At 74.0% G+C, this 13342-nt stretch carries 11 protein-coding genes; 5 read left to right on the top strand and 6 right to left on the bottom strand.

Going from position 1 to position 13342, the window contains the following annotated elements; translation table 11 throughout:
- Nucleotides 1-132 precede the first annotated feature (132 nt).
- Nucleotides 133-648 carry a flavodoxin domain-containing protein gene (locus ACTHAM_RS06365; RefSeq protein WP_440685500.1) on the top strand — a complete coding sequence of 172 codons (516 nt, stop codon included), beginning with the start codon at nucleotides 133-135 and terminating at the stop codon, nucleotides 646-648.
- Here the strand turns inward: ACTHAM_RS06365 and lipB are convergent.
- On the bottom strand, nucleotides 602-1312 hold the full coding sequence (gene lipB / locus ACTHAM_RS06370) for a lipoyl(octanoyl) transferase LipB (RefSeq protein WP_440685502.1): 711 nt from the start codon (nucleotides 1310-1312) through the stop codon (nucleotides 602-604). The genes ACTHAM_RS06365 and lipB overlap by 47 nt on opposite strands.
- Nucleotides 1313-1321: 9 nt before the next feature.
- On the bottom strand, nucleotides 1322-1885 hold the full coding sequence (locus ACTHAM_RS06375) for a MarR family winged helix-turn-helix transcriptional regulator (RefSeq protein ID WP_440685504.1): 564 nt from the start codon (nucleotides 1883-1885) through the stop codon (nucleotides 1322-1324).
- Between the two features lie 52 nt (nucleotides 1886-1937).
- Here ACTHAM_RS06375 and ACTHAM_RS06380 point away from each other — a divergent pair, with 52 nt between their 5' ends.
- From ACTHAM_RS06380 to ACTHAM_RS06390, 3 genes are all read left to right on the top strand, one after another.
- Nucleotides 1938-4226 carry an MMPL family transporter gene (locus ACTHAM_RS06380; protein ID WP_440685506.1) on the top strand — a complete coding sequence of 763 codons (2289 nt, stop codon included), beginning with the start codon at nucleotides 1938-1940 and terminating at the stop codon, nucleotides 4224-4226.
- Between the two features lie 9 nt (nucleotides 4227-4235).
- Nucleotides 4236-5282 (top strand): Gfo/Idh/MocA family oxidoreductase, encoded by a 1047-nt coding sequence (locus tag ACTHAM_RS06385; RefSeq protein ID WP_440685508.1) that lies wholly within the window; start codon nucleotides 4236-4238, stop codon nucleotides 5280-5282.
- Between the two features lie 102 nt (nucleotides 5283-5384).
- A complete protein-coding gene (locus tag ACTHAM_RS06390) occupies nucleotides 5385-6890 on the top strand; it encodes a hypothetical protein (RefSeq protein ID WP_440685510.1) in 1506 nt (501 codons plus the stop codon).
- 39 nt (nucleotides 6891-6929) lie between these two features.
- On the opposite strand, the gene ACTHAM_RS06395 is transcribed toward ACTHAM_RS06390, so the two are convergent.
- From ACTHAM_RS06395 to lpdA, 3 genes are all read right to left on the bottom strand, one after another.
- Nucleotides 6930-7832 (bottom strand): TIGR01777 family oxidoreductase, encoded by a 903-nt coding sequence (locus ACTHAM_RS06395; protein WP_440685512.1) that lies wholly within the window; start codon nucleotides 7830-7832, stop codon nucleotides 6930-6932.
- A 191-nt stretch (nucleotides 7833-8023) separates the two neighbouring features.
- Nucleotides 8024-9784: a 2-oxoglutarate dehydrogenase, E2 component, dihydrolipoamide succinyltransferase gene (gene sucB / locus ACTHAM_RS06400; RefSeq protein ID WP_440685514.1), complete on the bottom strand. Its 1761-nt coding sequence runs from the start codon at nucleotides 9782-9784 to the stop codon at nucleotides 8024-8026.
- A 30-nt stretch (nucleotides 9785-9814) separates the two neighbouring features.
- Entirely contained in the window at nucleotides 9815-11200 is a 1386-nt protein-coding gene (lpdA, locus tag ACTHAM_RS06405; RefSeq protein ID WP_440685516.1) for a dihydrolipoyl dehydrogenase, read from the bottom strand.
- A gap of 226 nt (nucleotides 11201-11426) precedes the next feature.
- Between lpdA and ACTHAM_RS06410 the strand changes: the two genes are divergently transcribed.
- Nucleotides 11427-11768 (top strand): oxidoreductase, encoded by a 342-nt coding sequence (locus ACTHAM_RS06410; RefSeq protein WP_440685518.1) that lies wholly within the window; start codon nucleotides 11427-11429, stop codon nucleotides 11766-11768.
- A gap of 66 nt (nucleotides 11769-11834) precedes the next feature.
- Here ACTHAM_RS06410 and ACTHAM_RS06415 read toward each other — a convergent pair whose 3' ends face one another.
- The gene (locus ACTHAM_RS06415) at nucleotides 11835-13319 is read right to left on the bottom strand and encodes a leucyl aminopeptidase (protein WP_440685520.1); all 1485 of its coding nucleotides are present in this window, start codon (nucleotides 13317-13319) and stop codon (nucleotides 11835-11837) included.
- Nucleotides 13320-13342: the final 23 nt, after the last annotated feature.

Below are 13342 nucleotides of genomic sequence, written 5' to 3' on the forward strand. Positions count from 1 at the left end.
ACGGGCTTTGCGTGAGTCTGGGGGGATCGTTGCGGCAGGGCACGGCACGTCACCGACGACGGACCGCCAGGGCAGCCGGGCAGTGGGCCCCCCGCACGGCCAGCGTGACAGCGCGCGAAAGGGGTGGTGACCGTGCACCTGCTGGTGACGGTGGCCTCGCGGCACGGGGCGACGCAGGAGATCGGGACCGAGATCGCCGACGTCCTGCGGACGGCAGGGCACGTGGTGGACGAGATCGCGCCCGACGACGTCGAGTCGGTCCGGGAGTACGACGCCGTGGTGCTCGGGTCGGCGGTGTACGTGGGCCGCCTGGCCGCGTCGCTGCGGGACCTGGTGGACCGGCAGGCGGGGCAGCTCAAGGCGCGGCCCACCTGGCTGTTCTGGTCCGGTCCGATCGGTGACCCGCCGGTCCCGGCGACGGTGCCCGACGACGTGACGACCGTCGCGGCGCGCACCGGCTCCGCCGACCCCCGGGCGTTCGCAGGGCGGCTCGAGCGGACCGACCTGAACCTCAGCGAACGGGCGCTGGTGGCGCTGACGCGCGCCGAGCCGGGCGACTACCGCGACCTCGACGAGGTCCGGGCGTGGGCGGCGACGATCGTCAGGGAGCTGGCGGCCGTGCGGCCGCACCAGCAGCCGCGTCGCTGAGCGCGTTCGCGGCCAGCAGGGGAGTCAGTGCCTCGGCCAGGTGCGCGCGGACGGGTCCGACCACCTCGCTGACGGTGACCCGGCGTCCGGTCTCGGCGCTGAGCGAGGTGACGCCCGCATCGGCGATGCCGCACGGCACGATGCGCTCGAACGCCGACAGGTCGGAGTCGCAGGTGAGCGCGAAGCCGTGCATCGTGACGCCCTTGGCCACACGCACGCCGATCGCGGCGACCTTGCGCTCGGGCCGTGCCTCCGGAGTGCCCGGCGGGTCCGCGGCGAACCACACCCCGCTGCGACCTTCGACGCGGATCGCGGACAGCCCCAGGTCCGCGCACGTGCGGATCAGCGCCTCCTCGAGGGCTCGCACGTAGCGCACGACGTCGACCGGTGAGGACAGGCGCACGATCGGGTAGCCGACGAGCTGCCCGGGGCCGTGCCAGGTGATGCGTCCACCGCGGTCGACGTCGACCACCGGGGTGCCGTCGACGGGCCGGTCCCACGTGGCCGTGCGTCGACCGGCGGTGTAGACGTCCTCGTGCTCGCACAGCAGCACGGTGTCGTCCAGCTCGCCGGCCACGACGGCGGCATGCACCGCGCGCTGGTGCTCCCACGTGGGCACGTAGGGGAGCAGCCGGTGACCGAGCTCGAGCTCCTCGACGCGCATGACCCCAGGCTAACCGGCGGCGTCGGGCTCGCCGTCGCCGATGCACTCGGGGTCCTCGTCGGGCCCGCTCTGCCGGTGGTCGTGCTCGGGGCGCGCGACGAGCACCAGCAGCGCGTGCAGCTGGCTGACCTGCTCGGGTGTCAGGCCGCGGGTGACCATCTGGTCGGCGGTCCGCGGGGCGGCGGCCTCGCGCAGGGCCACGCGACCCTCGTCCGTGACGGCGATCACGTGCCGGCGCCGGTCGTCCGGGTGGGTGGCGCGCGTCACGTAGCCGGTGCGCTCCATGCGTTCGAGCACCCGGCTGGTCGTCTGCTCCGTGACGCCGCACAGGTGGGCCAGCTCGCGCTGCGAGCGGGGTCCGCTCATCAGGTGCACGAGCACCGGCAGGCTCGCGTGGTTGAGGTCCCAGGCGGCCAGGTGCGCGTTCCACTCGCGTTCGACGCGGCGGGCAGCAGCCGACAGGAGCCGACCGACGGGCCAGTCCCGCGGGTCGGCTGACCCGGCGTCGCGGGGACGTCCCGGGAGGCCGTCGGGCGCCCCGGTGACGGGGTCCGGCCCGGTCGGGTCGATCATCGCTGCACCTTCCGGCTTGTGCTCGTCGTGATCGGCACCCATGATACTCAGCATGCTGAGGAATTCATCGGGTGCCGCGCTCCGCGCACTGGCCGTCGTGCTCGCGCTCGGGGTCTGGCTGGGCATCGGTTCGGTCGGGGGCGTGGCGCAGGGGCAACTCTCCCAGGTCCAGACCAACGACGCCGCGGCCTTCCTGCCCACGACCGCCGAGTCGACACGTGCCGCCGAGCTCAGCGCGCAGTTCGTCGACTCCGAGACGCTCCCGACCCTCGTCGTGCTTCAACCCGCCGCCGGTGGCCAGGTGACCGACGAGCAGGTCGCCGCCGTGCAGGAGTTCGCCGCCGGGCTGCCCGACCTGCCGCTGCCCGAGGCGGCCGGCGACGGCACGTGGGGGCAGTACCTCGTCGCCGACCCCGTCGTCATCCCCTCGCAGGACGGTGAGGCCATCCTCGTCGTCATCTCCCTCGACGGTGCCGCCGCCGACGACCAGCTCGGCGAGGAGGGCCGCGTCAGCACGGCGTTCGTCGACGAGCTGCGCACCCAGCTCGACGAGCAGCTCGGGGCCACCGCGACCTCCTCCGGCGAGCTCGGCCTGCAGGCATGGGTCACCGGCCCGGCCGGGTTCGTCGCCGACCTGGTCACCGCGTTCGGCGGCATCGACGGCGTGCTCCTGCTCGTCGCACTCGGCGCCGTGCTCGTCATCCTCGTGCTCGTCTACCGCTCGCCGCTGCTGCCACTCGCGGTGATCCTCACCGCCGTGTTCGCGCTGTGCCTGGCCGGCTGGGTCGTCTACTCGCTGGCCGACGCCGACATCATCGTGCTCAACGGGCAGTCGCAAGGCATCCTCTCGATCCTCGTGGTCGGGGCGTCCGTCGACTACGCGCTGCTGCTCGTCGCCCGCTACCGCGAAGAGCTGCGGCACGTGGAGCAGCCCTGGGCGGCCATGGGCCGCGCGATGCGTGCCTCGCTGGAACCGATCGCCGCGAGTGCCGGCACCGTGATCGCGGGCCTGCTGTGCCTGCTGCTGTCCGACCTGGCCTCCAACCGGGACCTCGGCCCCGTCGCCGCCATCGGCATCGCCTCGGCGTTCCTGGCCGTGCTCACGTTCCTGCCCGCGCTGCTGCTCGTCGGCGGCGCCCGCGCCAGGTTCTGGTTCTGGCCGCGGACACCCCGCCCCGGTCAGGCCGCCGTCCTCGAGACCGCTGGGCAGACCGCAGGCCTCGAACCGACCGACGCCGTGCTCGTCCGGGAGCACGGTGCGTGGGTGCGGCTCGCCCGCTGGGTCGGTGCGCACGCCCGCCCCGTGTGGATCCTCACCACGCTCGCACTCGCGCTCGCCGCCGCGTTCCTGCCGACGCTGCGCGCCGACGGCACCAGCCAGAGCGACGTGTTCCTCACCGACGTCGACTCGGTCGCAGGTGAGCAGGTGCTCGCCGACCACTTCCCGGCCGGTGCCGTCCAGCCCGCCAACGTCATCGCCCCCCTCGACGACCTCGACGCGGTCGTGGCGGCCGCCGAGCAGGTGCCCGGCGTCGACAGCGTCACCCCGTACACGGGGGCGGCCACCGGTGCACCGGGCGCGGGAGCCGGGCAGGACCCCGTCGTCGTGGACGGCAACATCCGGGTCGACGTGGCCACCACCGCACCGTCCGACTCCCGCGAGGCGGTCGACACCGTCGAGGCCCTGCGCGAGGCCGTGCACGCGGTCTCGCCGACCGCGCTCGTCGGCGGCGCCGCCGCGCAGACCCTCGACACCAACGCAGCCAGCGCCAGCGACCTGCGCACGATCGTGCCCGCTGTGCTGCTCGTGATCGTGCTGATCCTCATGCTCCTGCTGCGGTCGGTCGTCTCGGCCGTCGTGCTCCTCGCCGCGAACGTGCTCTCGTTCGCCGCCTCGCTCGGAGTGGCCGCCGTGGTGTTCAACCACGTGCTCGGGTTCCCCGGCGCCGACCCCTCCGTGCCGCTGTACGCCTTCGTCTTCCTCGTGGCGCTCGGTGTGGACTACTCGATCTTCCTCATGACGCGAGTCCGGGAGGAGTCCCTGAAGGTCGGCACACGTGCCGGAGTGGTCCGCGGCCTGGCCGTCACCGGAGGTGTGATCACCTCCGCCGGTGTGGTCCTGGCCGCCACCTTCGCCGCGCTCGGCGTGATCCCGCTGCTGTTCCTGGCCCAGCTGGCGTTCATCGTCGCCTTCGGAGTGCTGCTGGACACCCTGGTGGTCCGCAGCCTGCTGGTGCCGGCGGTCGTGCACCAGCTCGACGCCCGTGCCTGGTGGCCCGGGCGGATGTCCCGCAGCCAGCAGGAGGTGCACCACCAGGAACGAGTCCACGCCGAGCCGTAGTGTGGCGACATGGACTCGTTGCGCGTCGGGATCATCGGGTACGGGGGAGCGGGACGCGGCATCCACTCGCGGCTGCTGCGGGAGGCCCACCAGCGCGTGACGCACGTGGTCACCCGCACCCGCGCCGCCGAGGTCCACCACGACTGGCCGCACGCGACCGTGCTGCCCGACGTGGCATCGCTGCTCGCGCACGCCAGCGTGCTCGACCTCGTCGTGGTCGCCAGCCCCACCGGTGAGCACGCCGCACACGTGCGGGCCGCGCTCGCAGCAGGTCTGCACGTGCTGGTGGACAAGCCGTTGGCCACCAGTGCCGCCGAGGGACAGGCGCTCGTCGATGCCGCCCTGCACGCCGGTGGGCGCCTCACCGTGTTCCAGAACCGCCGCTGGGACGCCGAGCAGCTGACGTTGCAGGCGGTGCTGGCCTCGGGGGAGCTCGGGCACGTGCACCGGTTCGAGCGACGCTGGGAGAGGTTCCGCCCGGTGCCTCAGGACCGGTGGAAGGAGAACGACCCGGTCGCCGGCGGTCTCCTGCTCGACCTCGGCGCGCACCTGGTCGACTCCGCCGTGCAGCTGTTCGGCCCGGTGGCCTCCGTGTACGCCGAGCTGCACTCCCGGTCCACCGCCGCCGTCGACGACGTCTTCCTCGCGCTGACGCACCAGCCGCGCGACGGCCGGCCCGGTGTGGTCAGCCACCTGCAGGCCGGGTCCCTGGTGGGTGCGCCCGGGCCCCGCACCCGCGTGCTCGGGGACCGTGGTGCCTACCTGGTCACCAGCTTCGAGGGGGAGGCCTCACCGTTCTCCGTGCTCGACGACGCCTACGAGGAAGGGCGTCGACCGGGTGAGCCCGTGCACGAGGGCTGGATCGTGCGCGGCGCCGACCGGCAGCCCGTGCCCCGCGCCCACGGTGGTCACGTCGACATCTACCGGGCCGTCGTGCGATGGATCGTGGACGGCGCACCCGTGCCGGTGGACCCCGCCGACGCGGTGCGCACCGCGCGGGTGCTCGATGCCGCGCGCGCCTCGGCGCAGCAGAAGCAGGTCGTCGCGCTGCACTGACGCAGCGGTGCCCGCCGCGCCGGCCAGGTCCCTGCGGCGGTCTGGGTCGACGCCTGTGGATGACGGCCGACGGGCCCACCCCGCAGCCGCTTCGATGGCTCCGTGACGGACGACCTGACCCACGGTGACCTGCCCGCCGACCTCGCCGGACGCAGTGTCGACCTCGCCGACCTCGCCGCCGGTGGGGTCAGCGGCGCGCAGCTGGTGCCCGCCGACGTGGCCCGGGCGATGGACTGCCTGGGGTTGCGCGTGGTGGGGCCGGTCGGCACAGAGGGCACCGGCTGGCTCGGGGAGTCGACGGACGGCCGCGGCGCCGCCGCCGAGCTGCACGTGGTCCCGGCCGTCGTCGACGACGCTCTGGCCGCCCGCGCCGACGCGCTGCGCGCCATCGTGCACGAGCACCTCGCACGCGTGCACGACGTCCTCGAGATCGCCCCTGGTCGCCTCGCGCTCGTGGTGGAGCACGTGCCCGGCCCCACGCTGCGTGAGCTGCGTGCCGCGCGGGCCCCGCTCACGGATGCCGAGGCGGCGACGGTCGCGATCCCGTTGTCCGGCGCGCTGGAGGCGCTGCACGCGGCCGGCACCGCGCACGGTGCGGTGTCTGCCACCTCGGTCGTGCTGCGGCCGGACGGCACGCCGGTGCTGGTGGACCTGCGAGGGAGCCTGCTGGGCGCGGGCAGCCCGGCCGGCGACGTCGGGCGGCTGGTGGCGACCGTGCTGGACCAGATGCCCGACGAGGACGCCCACCGCACCGCCGGTGACACCGGGACGCTGCGCGAGGAGCTGGTGGGCCTGGTCGGCGAGCCGAGCTCCGCCGCGGCGGTGGCCGTCGCGTGCTTGCGCGTGGTGCGGCCGGAGCCGTTGCGGATGCCGGACGCCGTCGTGGGTGCCGGGTCGTCCCCGACGGCCTGGACCCTCGAGCAGGGCGACGTACCGTCGCGGCCGACATCGGCGCGCCAGGCACCCTCTCGCCCGCACGGGCGGCCGGCCCTGCGCCCCCGTGCAGCCGGTGGGCGCCCCGGCGAGCGGGAGGACGGACGCGGTCGACGGGTGCTCGGCCGGCCCGCGCTGCTCGTCGGGGCCTGCCTGGTGAGCGCGCTCGTGCTCGGGTTCGGGGCTCGCATGGTGACGATCGCCCGACCTCACCAGCCTGACCAGGCTGCGCCGGCGGCCGAGGCGACGTCGGTCCCCACGGACTCGGCGACCGCCGCCGAGGTGGCCCCGGCGAGCGCGGAGGCCACCCCGGAGGAGGCCGCCGCGGCACTGACGACGCGACGCGCGCAGGTGCTGGCCGCCGGGGACCCCGAGCAGCTGGCCGCCGTGGAGGTGCCGGGGAGCCCCGCCCACACCGCAGACGTCGCGCTCATGGCCTCGCTGGCAGGGATGCAGCTGGAGGGGTACGGCGTCGACGTGCTCGGCACGCAGACGCTCGGTGCCGACCAGACGGGCGACACCCGCGTCACCGTGACCTCCTCGGCGCGCGAGCACCTTCGGTCCGGCCCCGACGGGAGCACGACGGTGCCCGCCACCGGGCCGAGCACCGTGGTGCTCGTGCTGCGCAGCACCGAGGACGGGTGGCGCGTGTGGGACGTCGAGCCGGCCGTCTGAGCCCCGCCGGTCAGGGCCGAGGGCCCGGGCCCGGAGACCTCAGCGCCCGTGGTGCGGGTGCTCGCGGGTCACCCACCCGGCGGCCGTGACGATGTCGGCGTGGTCAGGCCGGAAGCCGCTGGCCTGCAGGGCGGCAGGGACCGCGCGGACCGACCCGAGCACCTCGGAGGTGAAGTCGCCCAGCACCAGGCGCATCGCCCAGGCGGGCACCGCCAGGACAGCGGGGCGGTGCACGGCGTCGGCCAGCGCCGCCACCACCTCGGCGTTGCGGGTCGCGTCGGCCACCATGTTCACCGGGCCGTCCACCGGTGCCGTCAGCAGGTGCTCGATGGCGCGGACCTGGTCGTGCAGGGTGATCCAGCTCCAGAACTGACGCCCCGAGCCCAAGCGCCCGCCCAGCCCGAGTCGCACGAGCGGGAGCAGCCGGGCCAGTGCCCCGCCGTGCGCATCGAGCACCACGGACGTGCGCAGGTGGGCGACCCGGACGCCCGCGGCCTGCGCTGGGGCGGTCGCCGCCTCCCAGTCGCGGACCACGCCGGCGAAGTAGGTCGAACCCAGCGCAGCATGCTCGTCGAGAACCTCCTCGCCGCGGTCCCCGTAGGCGCCGATGCCCGAGGCCTGCAGCAGCACCTGCGGCCCCGCCCCGGCGGCCAGCGTGCGGGCCAGGAGGCCGGTGGTCTGCAGGCGGGACGAGAGCACCTCGCGCTTGCGGGCCGCGGTCAGCCGCCGTTCGCCCACGTTCACCCCGGCGAGGTTGACCACCGCGTCGACGCCCGCCAGGGACCGGGCGTCGAGCACACCGGCGACGGGGTCCCAGGCGATCTCCTCCGCGGAGCGGGGCGCGTGCCGCACCAGTCGCCGCACGTCGTGACCCGCGGCCTGCAGGTGCGGCACCAGGGCGCTGCCGATGAAACCGTGGGACCCGGCGACGACGATGCGCATACCGGCAGCGTACGTGCGCGGGCCGCTCGGCCACGCGGCGAGGGGCCGGTCCACGGCCCGAGGTGAGCCCGATCGCGCTCCACGGGTCGCCCTGCGACTCGTGCCGTGACGCACGAGAGCCCGGGTCCGTGGCAGGACCCGGGCTCTCGCCGAGCATGGCGCGAGGGAGGACCCCCGGCGTCAGGGTGCGCTCAGAGGCCGACCTCGGACTCGAACGCGCCCTCCTCGATGCGCTGCTTGATCGCGGACAGGTACCGCGAGGCGTCCGCGCCGTCGACCAGACGGTGGTCGTACGACAGAGACAGGTAGCACATCGAGCGGATCGCGATGACCTCGGCGCCGTCGGCGTCCGTGGCCACGACGGGCCGCTTGACGATCGCGCCGGTGCCGAGGATCGCCGAGGTGCCACCGGGCACGATCGGCGTGTCGATCAGCGCGCCGCCCGACCCGGTGTTGGTCACCGTGAACGTGGCGCCCGACAGCTCGTCCGGCGTGACCTTGTTCTGGCGGGTACGCCCGGCCAGGTCGACGATCTTGCGCGACAGGCCGGCCAGGTTGAGGTCGCCCGCGTCGCGGATGACCGGCACCAGCAGCCCGCGCTCGGTGTCGACCGCGATGCCGACGTTCTCGTGCCCGTGGTACGTGATCTGGTTGCCCTCGAGCACGCCGTTGATCTTCGGGTATGCCTTGAGCGCCTCGATCGCGGCCAGCACGAAGAACGGCAGGAACGTGAGGTTGACGCCCTCGCGTGCCTTGAAGTCGTTCTTCGCCCGCGCCCGCAGGCGGGCGACCTTGGTGACGTCGACCTCGACGACCGTGGTCAGCTGCGCCTGCGTGTGCAGGGCCTCGACCATGCGCTCGGCGATGATCTGACGCAGCCGGCTGGCCTTCTCGGTCGTCCCGCGCAGCGGCGAGACCGCGGGCACGTTCGGTGCTGCGGCAGGGGCTGCCGGCATCCCGGTCGGTGCCGGTGCTGCGGCCGCCGCGGCTGCCTGGACCCGCGCAGCCTCGGCCTTGGCGGCGGCGTCGAGCACGTCCTCCTTGCGGATGCGCCCACCGACCCCGGTGCCGACGAGGTCGCCCAGCTCGACGCCCTTCTCGGCTGCGAGCTTGCGCACCAGGGGGGTCAGGTACCCGCCGGCGGCGACACCGGAGGCAGCCGGTGCCGGTGCGGCGGCCGGAGCCGGGGTGGCCTCGGGTGCCGGGGCGGGTGCGGCGGCCGGGGCGGGCGCGGCCACGGGTGCCGGCACCTCCTGAGTGGCGGGGGCCTGCGGTGCCACCGCGGGTGCCGCGGCGACCGGGGCGGCGGCGGGGGTGGCGCTCGCGCCCGAGCCGATCAGCGCGAGGACCGCACCGACCTGCGCCGTCTCGTCCTCGCCGACCAGGATCTGCAGCAGCGTCCCTGCGACCGGTGAGGGGATCTCCGTGTCGACCTTGTCGGTCGAGATCTCCAGCAGGGGCTCGTCGACCGCGACCTCGTCACCGACGGCCTTCAGCCAGCGCGTGACGGTGCCCTCGGTGACCGACTCACCCAGCGCCGGGAGCGTGACGGGCTCCCCGGTGGCGTCCCCCGCGGGGGCCTGGGCCTCGGCTGCCGGAGCGGCCTGGGGTGCGGACGCAGGCGCCGCCTCAGGGGCAGCGGCCTCGGGAGCCGTGGGCTCCGCTGCAGCGGCCGGCTCCGCCGCGGGGGCGGCCGCGGCGGGCGCGGCACCCTGCCCGGAGCCGATGACGCCCAGGACGGCGCCGACCTCGACGGTCTCGTCCTCCTGCACGAGGATCTGCTCGAGCACGCCCGCGAACGGCGAGGGGATCTCCGTGTCGACCTTGTCGGTCGAGATCTCCAGCAGGGGCTCGTCGACGGCGACGGTGTCGCCCACGCTCTTCAGCCAGCGGGTGACTGTGCCCTCGGTGACGGACTCACCGAGAGCGGGAAGCTGCACGTTGTCGGACATGACCGCTCGTGTCTCCTTCGATCCTTCAGGTCAGTTGTGGGCGTGCAGCGGCTTGCCGGCCAGCGCCAGGTGCGCCTCGCCGAGAGCCTCGTTCTGCGTGGGGTGGGCGTGCACCAGTGCGGCGACGTCCTCGGGGTACGCCTCCCAGTTGACGATCAGCTGGCCCTCCCCGATGAGCTCGCCGACGCGCGCGCCGATCATGTGGATGCCGACGACCGGGCCGTCCTTCTGACGCACGAGCTTGACGAAACCCGTGGTGCCGAGGATCTGGCTCTTGCCGTTGCCGCCCAGGTTGTACTCGAGCGTCTCGACGCCGTCGGCGCCGTACGTCTCGCGTGCCTTGGCCTCGGTGAGGCCGACGGAGGCGACCTCAGGCTCGGAGTAGGTGACGCGCGGGATGCCGGACTCGACGATCGGCTGCGGGTTCAGGCCGGCGATCTCCTCGGCGACGAAGATGCCCTGCGCGAAGCCGCGGTGCGCGAGCTGCAGGCCGGGAACGATGTCGCCGACGGCGTAGATGTTGCCGACGCCGGTGTGCAGCCGCTCGTTGGTGATGACGAACCCGCGGTCGAGGGTCAGGCCCTGCTCCTCGTAGCCGAGGTCGGCCGTGCGCGGACCGCGACCGACGGCCACGAGCAGCAGCTCGGCGTCGAAGGTCTTGCCGTCCTCGAGCGTGACGTGCACGCCGTGCTCGTCCTGCGTCGCCCCGGAGAACCGGACGCCCAGGTTGAAGTTGATGCCGCGCTTGCGGAACGCCCGCTCGAACGCCTTGGACAGCGCCTCGTCCTCGTTGGCGACCAGGTGGGGGAGCGCCTCGATGATCGTGACGTCGGCACCGAAGGACTTCCACACGGAGGCGAACTCCGAGCCGATGACACCGCCACCCAGGACGATGACCGACTTGGGGATCCAGTCGAGCTGGAGGGCCTGGTCGGAGGTGATGATCCGGCCGCCGATCTCCAGGCCGGGCAGGGACCGCGCGTACGAACCGGTGCCGAGCACGATGTGCTCGCCCGTGATGCGCTGGCCGTTCACCTCGACGGCGTCGGCCGCGACGAGACGGCCGTAGCCCTCGATCACGGTGATCTTGCGCGACTTGATGAGGCCCTGCAGGCCCTTGTACAGCCGCCCGATGACGTTCGCCTTGTACTCGTTCACGCCGTTGATGTCGACGTGGTCGAGCGTGGTGTGCACGCCGTAGTGGGCGCCCTCGCGGGCGTTGTCGGCCAGCTCGGCGGCGTGCAGCAGGGCCTTGGTGGGGATGCAGCCCTGGTGCAGGCAGGTCCCCCCGACCTTGTCGGCCTCGATGAGGGCGACGGTCTTGCCGAGCTGTGCCGCGCGGAGTGCGGCCGCGTAGCCGCCGCTGCCTCCGCCCAGGACGACGATGTCGAAAGCGGTGCCGTTGGTCTCGGCCACGTGCACACTCCTCACGCAGATGTGTGGTTCGAGGTCGTCGCCCATCTTGTCACCCAGGTGTGGCCCGATCGAACCGGAGTGGGCACGTTTCGGTGTGACGCTCGGAACAGTCGTCCCATGTCTGGGTCCCGCGGATGTGGTAGGGCGGCGCCGGCGTGGCTCCGGCAGGGGGGAGCGACCCCGGCGACCAGTGCGAGGACCCCTGGGCTGTGACTACTCTCACCGGATGGGTCTGTTCTCCCGCAAGCGGCGCCCGGCAGCCACGGACGCCCCCACGGACAAGGCGGCCCGCGAGGCCACGCTGGCGCACCTGCGCGACTTCGTGAGCACCCGCGTCGGCGTCGAGGCCTACGTCGAACCGCGCACCAACGTGACCGCCACGACCGTGATGCTCGTGGCCACCGACGGGGAGTGGACGCGCCGTCGTGTGCCCGACGAGCGCGCGGCGCACGACATCGCCCGCTCGATGGGGATCCCCGTGTACGACGTGCAACGCACCGGATACCCGCCCCGCGTGCGCGCCTGGAACGCCCGGCAGCGCGGACGCAAGGAGCCCGACGTCGTCTGACGCCGGGCTCCCCGGGGTCCGCGTGCCCGGGCGTGCTGCCGGGGGCGGTGTACTGCGTGCGGTGGATCAGCGCGCGGCACGTGCCTCGAGCAGGCCGAGCAGCGTCCGCACGCCCACACCGGTACCGCCGACCGGCGTGTACCCGTGGGCGGCCTTCTCGTTGAAGGCCGGACCGGCGATGTCGAGGTGGGCCCACGGCGTCGAACCGACGAACTCCTGCAGGAAGATGCCGGCCGTGAGCATGCCGCCGAACCGGTCGCCGATGTTGGCCAGGTCGGCGACCTTCGACTTCAGGCCCGCGCGCAGTTCGACGGGCAGCGGCATCGGCCAGAACTGCTCACCGCTGGCCTCGGCGGCGGCGACGACCTCGGACCGCACGTCCTCGGCGCCCATGACCGCCGAGACGCGGTACCCCAGGGCGACCATCTGCGCGCCGGTGAGGGTCGCGATGTCCAGGACGACATCGGGCTTCTCCTCGGTCGCGGCCACGAGCCCGTCGGCCATGACGAGTCGACCCTCGGCGTCGGTGTTGAGCACCTCGACGGTCTTGCCGCCACGGATCGTCACCACGTCCGAGGGACGCTGCGCGGTGCCCGAGGGCATGTTCTCGGCCAGGCACAGCCACCCGGTCACGGCGACGGGCAGACCCAGGCGCGCGGCGGCGACCACGGTGTGCAGCACGGCGGCGGCACCGGCCATGTCGGACTTCATGGCCTCCATGCCGGCCGCGGGCTTGATGGAGATGCCGCCCGAGTCGAACGTGATGCCCTTGCCGACCAGCGCGACCTTGGCGCGGGCGCGTGTCGGGGTGTACGAGACCTTGACCAGGCGCGGCGGTCGTGAGGACCCCTGCCCGACGCCGACGATCCCGCCGTAGCCACCGGCCACCAGCGCCTTCTCGTCGAGCACCGTGATCTTCAGGCTGCGGACCCCGGCGTCCTTGACGGCGGCACGGGCCAGGTCGGCGAACGCCGCCGGGTACAGGTCGTTGGGTGCGGTGTTCACCAGGTCGCGCGTGGCGTGCACGGCCGCGGTGACGACCTCGGCGCGTGCCACGGCGGCCGCGGCCGCCTTGTCCTTGGCGAGCGGGGTCACGACGGTCAGCCCGGACACCGGCGCCGAGGTCGCGGCGTCCTGCTCGCGGTAGCGCGTGTAGCCGTAGGCGCCCAGCAGGGCGCCCTCGACGACGGCCGTGACCTGCTCCAGGTCCCCGGCGGGGAGCGCCAGCGCGACCGAGGCGGTGCCCGCCAGCTCGCGTGTGGCCGCCCCGGCGGCCCGCCGCAGGGTCTCGGCAGTCGGGGACGGCTGCTCGCCGACGCCGGTGAGCACCAGCACGTGCGCCGTCAGGCCGGTGGCGGGGATGCGCCGCACCTCGTCGGCCGCGCCGGTCACGGCGAGGGTCCGCGCGTCGCGGAGCAGGTCCGCACGCAGGCCTTCCGGCAGCCAGTCGGCCCCGAGGAGGACGGGTGCGCCGTCCTGCTGGGCGACGGCCACCACGAGGGCGTCGGCGGAGAGGCGGGCAGGGTTCTGCGAGGTCAGGGTCACGGTCACCCCTCGATCCTAGGCGCGGGTAG

The organism is Cellulomonas soli, from assembly GCF_052036975.1.
Taxonomy (GTDB): Bacteria; Actinomycetota; Actinomycetes; order Actinomycetales; family Cellulomonadaceae; genus Cellulomonas; species Cellulomonas soli_A.